Raw genomic sequence first — 17,742 nt, 5'->3', positions numbered from 1 at the left:
CCCAGTATGGCCACCCGGGCCGCACCGGCGTCCTACCAGGGCAGCTCGCGCACCTGCTGGACGCAGAGCACCACGAACAGCAGGCCCGCCGCGGCCAGGGTGCCGTTGCTGAGCGGGCCGTTGCGCCACTCGCGGGGCGTCCGGTCGGAGTTGAGGAGCCACACCAGGGTCAGGGCCAGGAAGGGCATGAAGAAGGCGCCGATCACGCCGTAGACGATGACCAGGCCGAACGGCTGGTCCAGGAAGAGCAGGGCCATCGGCGGGAACGTCAGCCACAGCAGGTACGCGCGGAAGGGCACCGACTTCTCGCGTTCCCCGGCCGCGACCTCCTCGCCGGTGGTCGCACCCCGCTTGCGGAAGTGGGTCACGAAGTCGGCGAACATCAGGCTCACGCCGTGCCACACACCGATGAGGGAGGTGATGGAGGTGGCGAAGAAGCCGATGAGGAACAGCTTGGAGGTGACGGTGCCGTACCGGTCGGCCAGGACGCCCGAGAGGTCGAGGAGGCCCTTGTCGCCCTTGGCGAGCGCGATGCCGGAGGAGTGCAGCAGTTCGGCGCCGACGAAGAGCATGGCGACGACGAAGACACCGGTGGTGATGTAGGCGACCCGGTTGTCCAGGCGCATCACCCGCATCCAGGACGTGTCGGTCCAGCCCTTGGCGTTGACCCAGTAGCCGTACGCGGCCAGGGTGATCGTGCCGCCGACGCCGCCGATCAGGCCGAGGGTGTAGATCAGGGAGCCGCCCGGCAGCACGGGCACGAGGCCGGCGAGGGCGTCCCCGAGGTGCGGGGTGACGCGGACGGCGAGGTAGACGGTGACGACGAACATCACGCCGACCAGGAGGGTCATGACCTTCTCGAAGACGGCGTAGCGGTTGAACCAGACGAAGACCAGTCCGCCCACGCCGCACAGGACGGCCCACCACTTCAGGTCCATGACGTCCGGGAAGAGCGCCTGGAGGGGGAGCGCGCTGGAGGACATGGCGGCCGCGCCGTACACGAAGCCCCAGACGGCGACGTACACCGCGAAGTAGCCGGTGGTCCAGGGGCCGAGGCTGCGCCAGCCGTCGAAGAGGGTGCGGCCGGTGGCCAGGTGCCAGCGCCCGGCGGCCTCCGCCAGAGCGATCTTGATGAGGCAGCCGACGACGGCCGCCCACAGGAGCGTATAGCCGAACTTGCTGCCCGCGATGAGCGTGGCGACGAGGTCGCCGGCGCCTACGCCGGTCGCGGCGACGACGATGCCCGGGCCGATGTGGCGCCAGCTCGCCTTGCGGAGCCCGGGGCCGGTGCCCTCGGTCTCGTCCTGTCGCGCGGTGTCTGCCATGCGTGGACCGCCTTTCGTTCACCCGACGTGACGTCACCAAAGCGCGGGGCGGGGTGATCGCGCAAGAGGACCGGAGCGGGGACACGGCCGACGGCGCTCTTGACGCGGTCATGCCAGCGCCGGACGATGCCTCGCACGGGGAGACCCACCCCGTACCCCCCACCGCAGGAGACGACATGCGCTTGCGCATCCGCACACGCGGCAGAAGGTCCGCCACCCTCACGGCCCTCCTGGCGCTCGCCGTCGCGGCCCCGCTCGCCGCCACCGCGACCGCGTCGCCCACCGCGATACCGGCCACCTCCGCCGCCACCACGGAGGAGGTCATCCGGCAGTACGAGATCCACGGCCCCTCCACCCCCGCCGAACGCACCGCCATCGCCGCCACCGGCGTCGCGATCGACGAGGCCGACGACCACGCGGTCGTCGTCAGCGCCAACCACGAGCAGGCACGCAAGCTGCGCGCCCTGGGCCACAGGCTGGAGGCCCTGCCCGCCCCGCCCGACCGGACCGGCGGCAAGGCCGTCGGCGCCATGGACTTCCCCTCCGCCGACGCCCGCTACCACAACTACGCGGAGATGAACGCGGAGATCAGCCAGCGGCTCCAGCAGTACCCGACCATCATGAGCCGCCGGGTCATCGGCAAGTCGTACCAGGGCCGCGACATCGTCGCCATCAAGATCAGCGACAACGTGGCCACGGACGAGAACGAGCCCGAGATCCTCTTCACCCACCACCAGCACGCCCGCGAGCACCTCACCGTGGAGATGGCCCTGTACCTGCTGCGCGAGTTCGGCGCCGGCTACGGCTCCGACCCCCGCATCACCAGCGCCGTCAACAACCGCGAGATCTGGATCGTGCCCGACCTCAACCCGGACGGCGGCGAGTACGACATCGCCTCCGGCTCCTACCGGAGCTGGCGCAAGAACCGGCAGCCCAACTCCGGCTCCTCGTACGTCGGCACCGACATGAACCGCAACTGGAACTTCAAGTGGGGCTGCTGCGGCGGCTCCTCGGGCTCGTACGGCTCCGAGACCTACCGCGGCTCGGCGCCCGAGTCCGCCCCCGAGGTGAAGGTCGTCGCCGACTTCGTCCGCTCCCGCGTCGTGGGCGGCAAGCAGCAGATCAAGGCGGGCATCGACTTCCACACGTACAGCGAGCTGGTGCTGTGGCCGTACGGCTACACCTACAACGACACCGCCCCCGGCCTCACCCAGGACGACCGCGACGCCTTCGCGACCGTCGGCCGCAAGATGGCCGCGAGCAACGGCTACACCCCCGAGCAGTCCAGCGACCTGTACATCACCGACGGGTCGATCGACGACTACCTGTGGGGCGCGCACAAGATCTTCGGCTACACCTTCGAGATGTACCCGCGTTCCGCCTCCGGCGGCGGCTTCTACCCGCCCGACGAGGTCATCGAGCGGGAGACCAGCCGCAACCGCGACGCGGTGCTGCAACTGGTCGAGAACGCCGACTGCATGTACCGCTCCATCGGCAAGGAACAGCAGTACTGCGCCGCCTGACGGCGGTACGCGCGTGAAGGGGCACCCGGCCCGTGACGGCCGGGTGCCCCCGCCGCGCGACCGGGCGGGGGGGGGGACGGGTCAGTCCAGGACCGCCAGGGCGTCGATCTCGATGAGCAGGCCGGCGGGCAGACCGACGTAGACCGTGGTGCGGGCGGGGGGCACGGCGAGGCCGGCGAAGTACTCGTCGTAGAGGGCGTTCATCTCGGCGAAGTGCGCCGTGTCGGTGAGGTAGACGCGCACCATCATCACGTCGTCCCAGCTCGCGCCGCCCGCCGTGAGGACGGCCTCGACGTTGGCGAGCGTCTGCAGGGTCTGCTCGCGCAGGGCCGGCCCCGCGGGGATGGGCGCCTGTCCCTCGACGGCCGGGAGGAAGCCGACCTGGCCGGCGACCTGGAGGATGTTGCCCTTGCGCACGCCGTGGGAGAAGCGGGCGGGCGGGGTGGTGTGGGTGGCGGGGGTGATCGCGGTCTTCTCGGTCATGCGGTCGCTTCCTTGGGTGGGGTGGTTCCTGAGTACTCGCGGCTGATGGCGTCGGCGGTGCGGCGCACCAGCGGGAGCAGGCCGAGGAGTTCGTCGGCGGTGACGACGACGTTCGGCGCGGACACCGACATGGCGGCGACGGCCCGGCCGTCGGCGCCGCGCACGGGGGCGGCCACGCAGTTGATGGACTCCTCGTGGCCGCCGAGGTCGGTGGCCCAGCCCTGTTCGCGGACGGTCGCCAGTTCCTGGAGGAAGGCGGCGGCGTTCGGAATCGAACGGGACGTGTACATGGGGTAGTCGAGCTTCGCGGCGAGCACGCGGCGCTCGGGCTCGGGCAGGTCGGCGAGGAGCAGTTTCGCGACGGCGGCCACGGTGATCGCGACGGGCTTGCCGATGCGCGAGTACATGCGGACCGGGTAGCGGCTGTCGACCTTGTCGATGTAGAGCACCTCGCCCTCCTCGTACACGGCGAGGTGCACGGTGTGCCCGGTCTCCTCGCCCAGGCGCACGAGGTGGGGGTGGGCGATCTCGCGGATGTCGAGGTTCTCGACGGCTTCCTGCGCGAGGGCGAACAGCCGGGCGCCGAGGCGGTAGCGCTGGTCCTCCTGGCGGTAGACCAGGCCGTGCTCGTGGAGGGTGCGCAGCAGGCGCAGGGCGGTGGACTTGTGTACGCCGAGTGCGTCGGCGACCTGTCCGAGGTCGGCGGGGCCCCGCGCGAGCAGTGGCAGGATGCTGAGCGCGCGGTCGACGGTCTGGCTCATGGCGTACGTACCTCCTGGTCCTCCCCGGTCCGCGTCCAGCCGGGGCCGAGGTGCAGTCTCTCCCAGGCGGCGTCGTCCAGGCGGGCGAGGCGGTCGGCGTGCGCGGCGGCGGGCGGGACGCCCAGGTCGCCGGGGACGGTGAGCGCGGCGGCGGCCATGAGGTGTCCGTGGCGCAGGCGCTGCCCTGCGGGCCGCCCGCGGAGGGCGGCGGAGAGGTACCCGGCGGCGAACGCGTCACCGGCGCCGACGGGTGCGACGACGTCGACGCGCGGGGCGGGCACGAAGGTGACGGCGTCCCGGAGCGCGGGCGCGGAGGCGTCTTCCGGGGGCGGGGGCGCGGAGGCGTCTCCCGCGGGCGGGAGCCCCGCGCCGTCGCCTTCGCGGCTGAACGCCGTGGCCCCGCGCCCGCCGTGCTTCACGACCACCACGGCGGGCTCCGGCAGCGCCGCCCGGATCGCCGGCGCGCCCCGCAGGCCCCACGCCGCCTCCGCCTCGTCCTCGCCGACGAAGACGAGGTCGGCGCCGCGTGCCAGGCCGAGCAGGACGGCGGGGTCGGCGGCGCGCCACAGGCCGGGCCGGTAGTTGACGTCGAAGGAGACCAGCGGGCGGCCCGGGCTGCGGGCGGTGAGGGCGCGCGTCAGGGCGAGGCAGCCGTCCGAGAGCGCGGCGGTGATGCCCGACAGGTGCAGCACGCGCCCGCCGGCGAGGTCCTCGCGGGGCACGGTCCCGGGGGACATGGCGGACGCGGCGGACCCGGCGCGGTAGTAGACGACCTCGTGGGCGTCGGTGGCGCGGTCGGTGGCGGTGCGGAAGTAGACACCGGTGGGGCGGGTGGGGTCGCGGCGTACGGCGGTGGTGTCGACCCCGTACGCGGCGACGGCCGCGACCAGGTGGTCGCCGAATCCGTCGGCGCCGACGCGGCTGACCCACCGTGTCCGGTGGCCCGCCGCCGCGAGCGCGCAGGCGACGTTGGACTCGGCGCCCCCGATGGCGCGGGTGAAGGAGGGCACGTCGGCGAGGCGGCCGGGGCGGGTCGGCAGGAATGTGACCATGGACTCGCCGAGGCAGACGACGTCGGTGGTGGTCACGCGGGGGCTCCTCACGGGATGCTCCGGGATCGGTCCATTGACCCGGCGTTCGCCGGATGTTAGACACCACTGAGCAATACACGCAATGACCGTTGCAGAGAATGCAACAGATGGGGAGGGGTCGCCATGGCCGCCGCACACCTCACGGCCGAGCAGCTCTCGGGCGAGCAGATCGACCACCGGTTCAAGGGCCTCCCCATGGACGCCGAGGGCCTGACCGTGGGCGAGCTGGCCGCCCAGCGCCGCGATCTCTTCACCGGCGGGTTCACCACCCCCGTCCTCGCCCTGTCCGCCGAGGCGCTGGAGCACAACCTGGCGCTGCTGGAGACGTACGCCGAGCGGCACGGCCTGGCCTTCGCCCCGCACGGCAAGACGTCCATGGCACCGCAGTTGTTCGACCGGCAGGTGGAGTACGGCGCCTGGGGCATCACGGCGGCAGTGCCGCACCAGGCCCGGGTCTACCGGACCTTCGGCATCCGGCGGATCTTCCTCGCCAACGAGCTGGTCGACGCCGCCGCCCTGCGCTGGGTCGCCGCCGAGCTGGACCGGGACCCGGACTTCCGGTTCATCTGCTACGTCGACTCCGTCCGCGGGGTCGAGCTGATGGACCAGGCCCTGGCGGGCCGCGGGCGACCCGTCGACGTCGTCGTCGAGCTGGGCGCGGGCGACGGTGCGCGCACCGGGGCGCGTACGGAGGCGGACTGCGCCGCCGTCGCGGACGCCGTCGCCGCGACGGACACGCTGCGCCTGGTGGGCGTCGCCGGGTACGAGGGCGAGGTGCCGGACGCCACGCCCGAGTCCGTGCGCGCCTGGCTGAACCGGCTCACCGCGATCGCCGTCGCGTTCGACAAGACGGGCCGGTTCGCGGACGACCTGGACGAGATCGTGGTCAGCGCGGGCGGCAGCGCCTGGTTCGACACGGTCGCCGAGGTGTTCGCCGGACTGCCGCCGCTGTCCCGCCCGGTGCTCAAGCTGCTGCGCTCGGGCGCGTACGTGTCGCACGACGACGGCCAGTACAGGAACCTCACCCCCTTCAACCGGGTTCCCGAGGAGGGCGCCCTCCGGCCCGCGTTCCGCCTGTGGGCGCAGGTGGTGTCCCGCCCCACGCCGGAACAGGCGTTCGTGAACGCGGGCAAGCGGGACGCCGCGTACGACCTCCACCTGCCCGAGGCGCAGGTCGTCCGCTCCGCGCGGGACGGCTCGGTCCGCCCGGCGGACGGGATCACCGTGACGCGGCTGTCGGACCAGCACGCCTGGCTGGAGACGGCGGCCGGCAGCGGCCTGGAGGTGGGCGACTGGGTCGGCATGGGCCTGTCGCACCCCTGCACGTCCTTCGACAAGTGGCAGCTCATCCCGCTGGTCGAGGAGGACGGCACGGTCGTCGACTTCATCCGTACCTTCTTCTAGGAGCCGCCGGAATGGACCTCGTCATACGGGACGTACGCGTCGTCGACGGCACCGGTGGCCCCTCCTACCGCGCCGACGTGGGCGTCACCGGTGGCCGGATCGCCGCGATCCGCCGGGAGGGCGAGCGCTCCCTGACCGGGGCGCGCGTCCTGGACGCGCACGGTCTCGCCCTGTCCCCCGGGTTCATCGACATGCACGCCCACAGCGACCTGGCGCTGCTGCGCGACCCGGACCACAGCGCCAAGGCGGCGCAGGGCGTCACGCTGGAGGTGCTGGGCCAGGACGGTCTGTCGTACGCGCCGGTCGACGACCGCACCCTGGACGAGGTCCGCCGGGCCGTCACCGGCTGGAACGGCGACGGTTCGGACGTCGACCTCGACTGGCGGACCGTCGGCGAGTACCTGGACCGCCTGGACCGCCAGGGCACCGCCGTCAACGCGGCGTACCTGGTCCCGCAGGGCACGGTCCGCGCGTACGCCATGGGCTGGGAGGACCGCCCGCCGACGGACGCCGAACTCACCCGGATGAGGCAACTGGTGGCCGAGGGCCTGGAGCAGGGCGCGGTCGGCATGTCGTCCGGCCTGACCTACACGCCCGGGATGTACGCGGGGAACGCCGAACTGACCGAGCTGTGCCGGGTGGTGGCCGCGTACGGCGGCTACTACTGCCCGCACCACCGCAGCTACGGCGCGGGCGCCCTGGCCGCGTACGAGGAGATGGTCGCCCTCGCCCGCGAGGCGGGCTGTGCCCTGCACCTGGCCCACGCCACCATGAACTTCGGCGTCAACGAGGGCCGGGCGCCCGAGCTGCTCGCGCTGCTCGACGCGGCGCTCGCGGACGGTGCCGACATCTCGCTCGACACCTACCCCTACACCCCCGGCTGCACGACGCTCGTCGCGCTGCTGCCGGGCTGGGCGAGCGAGGGCGGCCCCGAAGCGGTCCTGGCGAAGCTGCGCGACGACGCCACGGCCGAGCGCATCCGCCACGACCTGGAGGTCACCGGCTCGGACGGCTGTCACGGCGTACCCGTCGAGTGGGACACCGTCGAGATCTCGGGCGTCGCCCGGCCGGACCTGGCGGACCACGTGGGCCGGCGCCTCGACGGCTGGGCCGCGGCACGCCGGCTGCTGCTGGAGGACCGCCTGGGCACGACGATCCTCCAGCACGTCGGCCACGAGGAGAACGTCCGGGCGATCATGCGCCACCGCGTCCACACGGGCGGCTCGGACGGCATCCTCCAGGGCGCGAAGCCCCACCCGCGCGCTTACGGGACGTTCCCGCACTACCTGGGGCGGTACGCGCGTGAGCTGGGCGTCCTGTCCCTGGAGGAGGCGGTCGCCCACCTCACGTCCCGCCCGGCCGCCCGGCTGCGGCTGCCCGACCGGGGCCTGGTCCGCGAGGGCCACCGCGCCGACCTGGTCCTGTTCGACCCGGACACGGTCGCCGCGGGCTCCACCTTCGACGCCCCCCGCACCCTGCCGGCCGGCATCCCGCACGTCCTCGTCGACGGCCGCTTCGTCATCCGGGACGGCCGGCGCACCGATGTCCTCGCGGGGCGGTCCGTCCGGCGCACCCCGGCACCCTAGGGCGCGTGAGCCGCACGGGGCGCCCAGCCCTGCCCGGCCGCCGCCTCCCGCCGTACCAGCGCCCACCCCACCACGCCCGCGACGGCCGCCAGGGCGAAGCCGTACGGCGGGGTGGCACCGGAGGGCGCCGTCTCATAGGCGAGGGCGGCGCTCAGGACCAGGACGACGCGCCCGGCGCGGCCGTCGTGCGCGGTGGCGGCGACCACGGTGGCACCCCACAGCAGGTACCAGGGCTGGACCATCGGTGAGAGGGCGACCAGGACGAGCAGGGCCGGGCCCAGGGCGCGCACCGGGTCGAGGCGGCCGCGGGCGGCGCGCCACGCCAGGTGGCCGATGACCGCCAGCGCGGCCGCCAGGCCCAGGCGCTGGACGGCCGCCTTGACCGGGTCCGGATCGGTGCCCAGCAGCAGGTGGAGCAGCTCACCCAGGGCGAGGCCCAGGTCGCTGGTGACCGACAGCGCGGTGTGGATCGTGCCCGCGACGCTCTGGGTGCGCAGCCAGCCGAACCCGGTGCCGGCCGCCAGGGTCGCGGCCACGGCCACCGCCCCGGCGATCGCCCCCGGGGCCAGCAGCCCCTTGGCCACGCGGCCAGGGAGCGGGCCGCGGGCCGCCCGCCCGACGATCACACCGACGAACAGCAGCGCGACGGCCGCCGGGGACTTGACCATCATCGCGAGCCCGATCACCGCGCTGCCCGCGATCCACCGGCCGTCCCGGGCGAGGACCACGCCGGTCAGCATGAGCGCGATCATCAGCCCGTCGTTGTGCATGCCGCCGACCACGTGCATCAGCAGCAGCGGATTGAGCGCGCCCAGCCAGAGCGCGCCGCTCTCGCCCCCCTCGGAGGACCGCCCGAGCCGGCGCAGCGCCCGGACGGTCAGGACCAGCGCGGCCACGGCGATCAGCCGCATGCCGAGCACCGCGGGGACGATCGTCCCGCCCGTCACCCAGGTCACGGCCTGTGCCAGCACCAGGAAGACCGGCCCGTACGGGGCGGGCGTGTCCGTCCAGTTCCCGCCGACACTCGCGGCCGCGTCCCCGCCGAGGCCCGCCGGATCGAGTACGGAGGGCCCGGCGCCGTACACGTCGTGGCCCTCCAGGACCATCGCGCCCTGGGCGATGTAGCTGTAGACGTCGGCGCTGTAGAGCGGCGGGGCGAGCAGCAGCGGCGCCGTCCACCAGCCGAGCGTGGTGAGCGTCTCGCGCACGGACGCCCCGGCCCGCCCGTGGCCCCACCAGGCGGCGAGCAGCACGGTCAGCCCGGCGTACGCGAGGACGGTCCCCGCGACGGTGACGCCCGGCCCGTGCGGGACCCAGATCCCCCACGGGTCCCGGGCCGGCAGCGTTCCGGCGGCCCAGCCGCCCGCGGCCACCGCGACCGCCCCGGCCGCCCCGAGCCGGCGGTACCCGGCAGCGCTCATTGCCCACATGACCCGCCAACCTATCGGGCGGCCCCGGACACGTCCGTCGTGCCTCCCGGCCGGCCCACTGACCGCCCCGGTGCGTCGCCCCCGGCTGCCGCCGGGTGGTGGTGGGGCGTGGCCCCCTTCGCCCTGCCCGGCCGGCCCACTGACGCCCCTGGCGTCACCCCCGGCCGCCGCCGGTGGTGGTGGGGCGTGGCCCCTCCGGGCTCGCCTCCTCGAGGCCGGCGGCCTTGGGTCTCACATGAAGGGAGCCCACCCCTTGCCGCCAGCCTCTGCGGGGGCGACCCTGCACGGCCCCACCCCGGCCGTACGCCGTCCGCGGGCCGGTGGGTGTGGGAGGCGGCGAGCCTCCAGTCGTACGCCGTCCGCAGGCCGGTGGGTGTGAAAGACAGCGGGGCCCCGGCCGTACGCCGACCGCGGGCCGGTGGGTGTGGGGAGACGGCGAGGAGGGGCCGTGCAGGGTCGCCCCCGCTGGGGGTCCCCCCACGCCCTCCGGGCGTAGGGGGACGATTGGCGGCGTGAAACGGCGACGAGACCGGCTCGGCGCCCCGCCGACGGCGAGGAGGCGAGCCCGGAGGGGCCCCGACCCGGACCACCGACATCAGCCGACCCACCGGTGACCGCGCCGCACGGCACCCCGCCCCGACCCGGACCCACCGGCATCAGCCGACCAACCGGTCACCCCCACCGCGCCGCACGCACCCCGCCGGGCGTCAGTCGTCCGCGAGGGCCCGGGCGAAGCCCGTGTTGACCGCCATGAGGCCGCCGTCGACGCGGAGGGTGGTGCCCGTGACCCAGGACGCGTCCGGGGAGGCGAGGAAGGCGACCGCCGCCGCGATGTCCTCCGGCTCACCCACTCGGCCCAGCGGGTAGACCCGGTCCGCCAGGGCCTCCAGCTCGCGCTCCCGGCCCTCCCAGGCGCGGGTGCGGATCGTGCCGGGGTTGACCTGGTTGACGCGCACCCCGCGCGGGGCGGCCTCGGCCGCGAGCGTGCGGGTGAGCGAGGTCAGCCCGGCCTTGGCGGCGCTGTACGCGTGGCCGCCGAACGCCTGCTCGGCGTTGACCGACCCGATGTTCACGATCGCCCCGCGCCCCGACGCCGCCAGGTGCGGCAGCGCGGCCCGGGCGCACCGCAGGGCGCCGACCAGGGTGACGTCCAGGGACCGCTGCCAGACCTCGTCGGTCTCGTCCTCGAAGCGCGCGGCGTCCGGGGTGCGCGCGAAGGCGTTGTTGACGAGCACGTCCAGGCGGCCGAAGGTCTCCGCGGCGTACGCCACCGCCGCCCCGACCGCCGCCGGGTCGCCCACGTCGCAGCCGTACGCCGCCGCCTCGGGGATGGTCGCGGCCACCTCGTGCGCGAGGCCCTCGTCGATGTCCACGACCAGTACCCGCGCGCCCTCGGAGCCGAGCCTGCGCGCGGTGGCCTCGCCGATGCCGCGTGCCGCGCCGGTGACCACCGCGCCGTACCCGTCGAACCGTCCCGGAGCACCCATCCGGCGATGATCCCGCGCGGGCGCGGGGTGATCAAGAGCGCCTCGCGCGGGGGCGAAGTGGCACAAAACACGAGGCGTCCCACCCGCCACCGCCGTAAGCTCGCGACATGCAGGTGATCCAGTCCACGAAGCTCGCCAACGTCTGTTACGAGATCCGGGGCCCGGTGCTCGAGGAGGCGATGCGGCTCGAGGCCGCGGGTCACCGGATCCTGAAGCTCAACACCGGCAACCCCGCCGCGTTCGGTTTCGAGTGCCCGCCCGCGATCCTCGAGGACATGCTCCGCAACCTCGGCGAGTCGCACGGGTACGGGGACGCGAAGGGGCTGCTGTCCGCGCGGCGGGCGGTGATGAGTCATTACGAGACCAAGGGCATCCCGCTGTCGGTCGAGGACATCTACCTGGGCAACGGTGTCTCCGAGCTGATCCAGATGGCGATGCAGGCGCTGCTGGACGACGGCGACGAGGTGCTCGTACCGGCCCCGGACTACCCGCTGTGGACGGCGTCGGTGTCCCTCTCGGGCGGCACGGCGGTGCACTACCGCTGTGACGAGCAGAGCGACTGGATGCCGGACCTCGCCGACATCGAGCGGAAGATCACCGACCGCACCAAGGCGATCGTCATCATCAACCCGAACAATCCGACGGGTGCGGTGTACGACGACGAGATGCTGCGCGGGCTGACGGAGATCGCCCGCCGCCACAACCTGGTCGTCTGCTCGGACGAGATCTACGACAAGATCCTCTACGACGGCGCCACGCACACGCCGACCGCCGCGATCGCCCCCGACCTGCTGGTGCTGACGTTCAACGGCATGTCGAAGAACTACCGGGTGGCCGGTTACCGCAGCGGCTGGCTGGCGGTGTGCGGGCCGAAGGCGCACGCCTCCTCGTACATCGAGGGCCTGACGATCCTGGCCAACATGCGGCTGTGCGCCAACATGCCGGCCCAGCACGCGATCGCCGCCGCGCTCCAGGGGCGGCAGTCGATCGAGGCGCTGGTGCAGCCGGGCGGGCGGCTGCTGGAGCAGCGGGACGTGGCGTACGAGCTGCTGGTGCAGATCCCGGGCGTGACGTGTGTGAAGCCGAAGGGCGCGCTGTACCTGTTCCCCCGGCTCGACCCGGACGTCTACAAGATCAAGGACGACCGGCAGATGGTCCTGGACCTGCTCCGGTCCGAGAAGATCATGGTCGTGCACGGGACGGGCTTCAACTGGCACGAGCCGGACCATTTCCGGATCGTCACCCTGCCGAACGCCACGGACCTGGCGGACGCGGTGACGCGGATCGGGAACTTCCTGGACGGCTACAGCCAGCACTGACCGCCACACATAGAGTCGACTCAACTTTAGACAGAATCCAAGGTAGGATGGTCTCCTGTCGAGAGCAGGAGGCCGTCCACCATGTACGAACCGATCCGCACCAAGTCGGTCCACCGGATGGCCGACGACGCCCAGGACCGCATCCCGCACCGTTCCCGCGAGGAGGAGCTGGACATCCAGCTCGCCGGGCACCTGTCCGCCCTGCTCGCCGTGACCGACGAGCTCGGCGACGAGACGGCGGCGGAGCGCATCGCCCAGCAGGTCGCCCGGCTGCGCGGCGCCCCGCCCGCGCGGCACGCGGGGCTCACCGGCGCCGATCCGGCATCCCTGCACCGCCGGGCCCACGCGCTGGCGGGCCGGGCCCTGGTCGTCGCCGCCTCCCGGGCCGACACGGCCGCCGCGATCCTCGCCGCCGAGCGCATGGACGCGCACACCGCCGCGCTGAACGGGCTCGGCGGCGACCGCCGCCCCGTCGGCGCCCACTGACGGCCCCGGTCCGCGCCCGGGGAGGGACGCGGACCGGGTTGCCACTCATTGGCGCGGTGTCAGCGGCGTACCCACACCGTCGCCTCGGCGCTGGACGCCTCGTGGACGTCGTCGCCCGCGTAGCTGACGGTGTACGTCACCGAACCCCGCACGCGCGGCAGGTCCTTGAGGGTGAACGTGCCGTCGGCCGCGACCGCCACCGAGGTGAGCGCGCCGGTGCCGAGCCGGTCGGCGCGCTGGACGGCCAGCGTGATGCCGGACGGCAGCGGCCTGCCCTGGGCGGTGAGCTTGCCGGTGATCTCCAGGCCCGTGCTCTTGGACGCCTCGGCGGGCGCGGTGAGCGTGATCGCGCTGGGCGCCTTGGCCACGGACACGGTCAGGCTGACGTCCTCGGCCGGGCGGTGGGTGAGGTCGCCGAGGAAGGACAGCGTGTACGTCGACTCCCCCACCCGGGCGGGCACGTCCAGCACGGTGAACGTGCCGTCCGCGGCCACCTCGGCGGCGGCGATCCGGCGCGTGCCGTCCGCGTCGGTGCGTACGGCCGTGACCTGGACCGGCTCGGCGGGCGCCGGGCCGTCCAGCTCCAGGCGGCCCCGGATGCCGACCGGTTCGCCGACCACGGCCTGGGCCGGGGTGGAGGTCAGGCCGCCGGTGAAGCGGGAGTCGTACTGGGCGGCGGGCGGCTGGATGATGTGCAGCCAGTAGGCGTTGCCGGCCGCGTTGGTGGTGAGCGCGAAGAGCCGGGAGCCGTCCGCGGACCACTCCATGCCGCGCGGGACGATCCGGTTGCCGTCGAGCTCGCCCTCGTAGGCGAACTCCAGCGCGGTGGTGCCGTTCGCCGGGTCGGCGGGCTGGATCAGCAGGTCGGGCGTGGAGCCGCCGGCGGAGGCGCCGCGGGCGATGTACTTTCCGTCGCCGCTGAAGGCGACGGCGGAGGCGACCGCCCCGGCGGGCAGCGGCTGGTACGGGGTCGCGGCGTCGGACAGGTCGCCGGAGTTCAGCAGCCGGGTGCCGTGGGCGGCGTCCGCCACCGCGAGGTGCTTGCCGTCCGCGCTGACCGCGAGGTCCTTCAGGTCCAGGCCGCCCTTGCCCTCGGCGTCCGCGAAGCGGCGCGCGTCGCCGCGCACGGGGGTCTCGCCGCTGGTGTCGAAGGAGGTCAGGGCCGGGTCGGTGGCCTTCTCGTTCTTCGTCTGGCCCATGAACAGCCGGTTCGCGGCGCCCGGGCCCGACTCCAGCAGCATCCGGCCGGTGACGTTCCAGTTGGTGACGGACTGGACGCCGCCGCTGACGTAGTCGAGCGCGTGAACGGCGTACGCGCACTCGCTGTCGTACTGGGCGTTCGCCCTGGTGTGCCACTCCTTGCCGCCCGAGAAGGCGAGTTCCCGCCCGCAGTTGTCGCTGTACGCCGGGGTCCGCCCGGTCAGTTGGAGCGTGCCGGTGTCGTAGGCGGTGATCGCGTCCCGCTCACCGGCGTACAGGGTCGCGCCGTCGGCGCTCAGCGCGAGTCCGGTGACCGGGCCGGTGCCGGTCAGGGTCGCGACCCGCTGCCCCTGGAAGTTGTGGACGAGGATGCTGCCCTTGTCGTTGTAGTAGAAGGACCGCTTGTCCGCGATGTAGACGCGCTCGCGGGCACTGTCGACGGCCAGCGCGGAGTACGAGGAGATCGGCAGCTTGGCGACGACGTCGCTCGCCTCGGCGGCGTACGCGGCGGGTGCGGCGGCCGCGACCAGGCCGGTCGTGCCGAGCGTGAGAGAGAGCGCGACGAGCGTGGACGCGACGCGTCGCCGGGAACGTGCGGAACGTACGGAAGTACTCAACTGGGCCCCCCACAGGCGTGATTGGCCCTCCCCGTGAGGAGAGGGACACGTGGGGGAAATGTAACTGCCGTACACACATGGTGCACAGGCATTCGAATAAGACGGTGGGGAAAGTTCGGCCCCCGGAGCCTGAGGGGGCTCCGGGGGCCGAGGGGATCGTGGCGGACCGTCGTGACCCCACTGGTCAGGGCGGTTGTCGGGGCAGCCCGCCACGAGTCTGAGGGGCGCGGGCGCGGCTCGGGGCCGCTCAGCCCAGGCGCTTCACCAGGGCGTGGTACTCGTCCCACAGCTCCTTGGGCGTGTGGGCGCCGAAGGTGTTGAGGTGCTCGGGCACCAGGGCGGCCTCCTCGCGCCACACCTCGGTGTCGACCTTGAGCAGGAAGTCGAGGTCCTCCTCCGGCAGGTCGAGCCCGTCGGTGTCGAGGGCCTCGCGCGTCGGCAGGATGCCGATCGGGGTCTCGACGCCCTCGGCCTTGCCGTCGAGGCGCTCGACGATCCACTTCAGGACGCGGCTGTTCTCGCCGAAGCCGGGCCAGACGAACTTTCCGGCGTCGTTCTTGCGGAACCAGTTGACGTAGTAGATCTTCGGCAGCTTCGACGCGTCCGCGTTCGCGCCGACCTTGATCCAGTGCGCCATGTAGTCGCCCATGTTGTAGCCGCAGAACGGCAGCATGGCGAACGGGTCGCGGCGCAGTTCGCCGACCTTGCCCTCGGCGGCGGCGGTCTTCTCGCTGGCGACGTTGGCGCCCAGGAAGACGCCGTGCTGCCAGTCGAAGGACTCGGTGACCAGCGGGACGGCGGTGGCGCGGCGGCCGCCGAAGAGGATCGCGGAGATCGGCACGCCCTTGGGGTCCTCCCACTCGGGCGCGATGATCGGGCACTGCGAGGCGGGCACGGTGAAGCGGGCGTTGGGGTGGGCGGCGGGCGCCTGGGACTCCGGCGTCCAGTCGTTGCCCTTCCAGTCCGTGAGGTGCCCCGGCGCCTCCTCGGTCATGCCCTCCCACCACACGTCGTTGTCGTCGGTGAGCGCGACGTTGGTGAAGACGGCGTTGCCCCACAGGGTCTTCATGGCGTTGGCGTTGGTGTGCTCGCCGGTGCCGGGAGCGACACCGAAGAAGCCGGCCTCGGGGTTGATCGCGTACAGCCGGCCGTCCTCGCCGAACCGCATCCACGCGATGTCGTCGCCGATCGTCTCGACGGTCCAGCCGGAGATCGTGGGCTCCAGCATGGCGAGGTTGGTCTTCCCGCAGGCGGAGGGGAAGGCGGCGGCGACGTACTTCGACTCGCCCTGCGGCGGGGTGAGCTTCAGGATCAGCATGTGCTCGGCCAGCCAGCCCTCGTCGCGCGCCATGACGGACGCGATGCGCAGGGCGTAGCACTTCTTGCCGAGGAGGGCGTTGCCGCCGTAGCCGGAGCCGTACGACCAGATCTCACGGCTCTCGGGGAAGTGCGAGATGTACTTGGTGGAGTTGCAGGGCCACGGCACGTCCTCCTGACCCTCCTCCAGCGGGGCGCCGAGGGTGTGGACGGCCTTGACGAAGAACCCGTCCTCGCCCAGCTCGTCGAGCACGGCCTGGCCCATGCGGGTCATGGTGCGCATGGAGACGGCGACGTACGCGGAGTCGGTGATCTCGACGCCGATGGCGGAGAGCGGCGAGCCGAGCGGGCCCATGCAGAAGGGCACGACGTACATCGTGCGGCCCTTCATGGAGCCGCGGAAGATCCCCTTCTCGCCGGCGAAGATCTCCTTCATCTCCGCCGGGGCCTTCCAGTGGTTGGTCGGGCCCGCGTCCTCCTCCTTCTCGGAGCAGATGAAGGTGCGGTCCTCCACGCGCGCCACGTCGGTCGGGTCGGACGCGGCGTAGTACGAGTTCGGACGCTTGATGGCGTCGAGCTTGCGGAACGTGCCCTTCGCGACGAGCTCCTCGCACAGGCGCTCGTACTCGGCCTCGGAACCGTCACACCAGACGACGTTGTCCGGCTGCGTGATGCTGGCGATCTCGTCGACCCAGGAGATCAGCTCCTGGTGGTGGGTGGGGACGGTGGTGGGAGCCGCATTACCGCGCGCCACGATTGCTCCTTGTCGAGGGGTTTTGGGTTGTCTGCCCCGTGGGGGCTGCGACCCGGATGCTTCGTTGCATGGACCTCTGGCGCTCATCCGGTGCCGACCGCACTCATCTGATCATCCGTGCCTTGTGCGCATATGTCCAGAGGGCCTCTCACGTGAGCATTGCCACTCGCGTTGGGTACCTACGGATGCGTCGGTAGCATTCCCGGCATGACTGCCGCCGGGTCCGACGTGACCGAGATAGACCCTCCGCCGGTGAAACCGAGGCTGCGCGGCTGGCTGCACGCGGGCATGTTCCCCGCCGCCCTCGTCGCCGGCATCGTCCTCACCGCGCTCGCCGACTCGACGCGCGCCAGGATCGCCTGCGGCGTCTACGCCGTCACCGCCTGCCTGCTCTTCGGCGTGAGCGCCCTCTACCACCGGGGCGACTGGGGCCCGCGCGCCACCGCGGTGCTGCGGCGCCTGGACCACGCCAATATCTTCCTCATCATCGCGGGCACCTATACCCCGCTGACGCTGCTCCTGCTCCCCGACTCCACCGGGCGGGTGCTTCTGTGGGCGGTCTGGGCGGCCGCGGTGGCGGGGATCGCGTTCCGTGTGTTCTGGGTCGGCGCGCCGCGCTGGCTGTACACGCCCTGCTACATCGCCATGGGCTGGGCTGCGGTCTTCTTCCTGCCGGACTTCCTGCGCGCCGGCGGCATCGCGGTCCTGGTCCTGGTGATCGTCGGCGGCGTGCTCTACAGCCTGGGCGGCGTCGTCTACGGGATCAAGCGGCCGAACCCGTCGCCCCGGTGGTTCGGGTTCCACGAGGTCTTCCACTCCCTGACGCTGGCGGCGTTCGTCGCCCACTACGTCGGCATCTCGCTGGTGGCCTACCGGCACGCCTGACCCGCGTCCCCGCCTCCGGCGGCGGACACGGCCTCCACGCAGCGGAAACGGCCGCGGCGCTCCGGCGCCGCGGC

The 17,742-nt window shown here is 72.9% G+C and carries 14 protein-coding genes; 6 read left to right on the top strand and 8 right to left on the bottom strand.

The genetic code is table 11. The annotated features are described in order from the left end of the window. Nucleotides 1-32: 32 nt before the first annotated feature. Nucleotides 33-1,325, bottom strand: a complete 1,293-nt coding sequence (locus E2B92_RS20110; protein WP_126888109.1) for an Nramp family divalent metal transporter — start codon at nt 1,323-1,325, stop codon at nt 33-35. A 182-nt stretch (nt 1,326-1,507) separates the two neighbouring features. On the opposite strand from E2B92_RS20110, the gene E2B92_RS20105 reads away from it, so the two are divergent. Then, a complete protein-coding gene (locus E2B92_RS20105; RefSeq protein ID WP_235023900.1) occupies nt 1,508-2,848 on the top strand; it encodes a M14 family metallopeptidase in 1,341 nt (446 codons plus the stop codon). 81 nt (nt 2,849-2,929) lie between these two features. On the opposite strand, the gene E2B92_RS20100 is transcribed toward E2B92_RS20105, so the two are convergent. From E2B92_RS20100 to E2B92_RS20090, 3 genes are read right to left on the bottom strand one after another with little or no spacing between them, the layout of a single operon-like run. After that, entirely contained in the window at nt 2,930-3,331 is a 402-nt protein-coding gene (locus E2B92_RS20100) for a RidA family protein (RefSeq protein ID WP_133087626.1), read from the bottom strand. Beyond that, nucleotides 3,328-4,092, bottom strand: a complete 765-nt coding sequence (locus E2B92_RS20095; RefSeq protein ID WP_133087625.1) for an IclR family transcriptional regulator — start codon at nt 4,090-4,092, stop codon at nt 3,328-3,330. Before E2B92_RS20095 ends, E2B92_RS20100 begins: the two co-directional genes overlap by 4 nt. Next, a complete protein-coding gene (locus E2B92_RS20090) occupies nt 4,089-5,144 on the bottom strand; it encodes a sugar kinase (protein ID WP_126883521.1) in 1,056 nt (351 codons plus the stop codon). The genes E2B92_RS20095 and E2B92_RS20090 overlap by 4 nt, the downstream gene beginning before the upstream one ends. 162 nt (nt 5,145-5,306) lie before the next feature. On the opposite strand from E2B92_RS20090, the gene E2B92_RS20085 reads away from it, so the two are divergent. Then, the gene (locus E2B92_RS20085) at nt 5,307-6,587 is read left to right on the top strand and encodes an amino acid deaminase (protein ID WP_126883515.1); all 1,281 of its coding nucleotides are present in this window, start codon (nt 5,307-5,309) and stop codon (nt 6,585-6,587) included. An 11-nt stretch (nt 6,588-6,598) separates the two neighbouring features. Continuing rightward, nucleotides 6,599-8,173, top strand: coding sequence for an N-acyl-D-amino-acid deacylase family protein (locus tag E2B92_RS20080; protein ID WP_126883514.1), 1,575 nt, complete (start codon nt 6,599-6,601; stop codon nt 8,171-8,173). Here the strand turns inward: E2B92_RS20080 and mptB are convergent. Both mptB and E2B92_RS20070 read right to left on the bottom strand, forming a co-directional pair. Beyond that, nucleotides 8,170-9,603, bottom strand: coding sequence for a polyprenol phosphomannose-dependent alpha 1,6 mannosyltransferase MptB (gene mptB / locus E2B92_RS20075; protein ID WP_126883513.1), 1,434 nt, complete (start codon nt 9,601-9,603; stop codon nt 8,170-8,172). The two genes, E2B92_RS20080 and mptB, sit on opposite strands and share 4 nt — an antisense overlap. A gap of 707 nt (nt 9,604-10,310) precedes the next feature. Beyond that, complete coding sequence (locus E2B92_RS20070) at nt 10,311-11,090, bottom strand: SDR family NAD(P)-dependent oxidoreductase (protein ID WP_126883512.1); 780 nt, start codon at nt 11,088-11,090, stop codon at nt 10,311-10,313. A 107-nt stretch (nt 11,091-11,197) separates the two neighbouring features. On the opposite strand from E2B92_RS20070, the gene E2B92_RS20065 reads away from it, so the two are divergent. Further along, the gene (locus E2B92_RS20065) at nt 11,198-12,409 is read left to right on the top strand and encodes a pyridoxal phosphate-dependent aminotransferase (RefSeq protein ID WP_126883511.1); all 1,212 of its coding nucleotides are present in this window, start codon (nt 11,198-11,200) and stop codon (nt 12,407-12,409) included. Nucleotides 12,410-12,490: 81 nt separating this feature from the next. Next, on the top strand, nt 12,491-12,895 hold the full coding sequence (locus tag E2B92_RS20060) for an SCO4983 family protein (protein WP_126883510.1): 405 nt from the start codon (nt 12,491-12,493) through the stop codon (nt 12,893-12,895). Between the two features lie 59 nt (nt 12,896-12,954). Here the strand turns inward: E2B92_RS20060 and E2B92_RS20055 are convergent, their stop codons facing one another. Beyond that, entirely contained in the window at nt 12,955-14,712 is a 1,758-nt protein-coding gene (locus E2B92_RS20055; protein ID WP_235023894.1) for an Ig-like domain repeat protein, read from the bottom strand. Between the two features lie 247 nt (nt 14,713-14,959). After that, a complete protein-coding gene (locus E2B92_RS20050; RefSeq protein WP_126883509.1) occupies nt 14,960-16,783 on the bottom strand; it encodes a phosphoenolpyruvate carboxykinase (GTP) in 1,824 nt (607 codons plus the stop codon). A 207-nt stretch (nt 16,784-16,990) separates the two neighbouring features. Here E2B92_RS20050 and trhA point away from each other — a divergent pair, with 207 nt between their 5' ends. Beyond that, nucleotides 16,991-17,668: a PAQR family membrane homeostasis protein TrhA gene (gene trhA, locus E2B92_RS20045; RefSeq protein ID WP_126883508.1), complete on the top strand. Its 678-nt coding sequence runs from the start codon at nt 16,991-16,993 to the stop codon at nt 17,666-17,668. Nucleotides 17,669-17,742: the final 74 nt, after the last annotated feature.

Origin of the sequence: Streptomyces sp. WAC05374 (assembly GCF_004353505.1) — a bacterium.
Lineage (GTDB): Bacteria > Actinomycetota > Actinomycetes > Streptomycetales > Streptomycetaceae > Streptomyces.
Note: the sequence above shows the minus strand (reverse complement) of the source record. Positions and strands in the feature narration are given on the sequence as shown.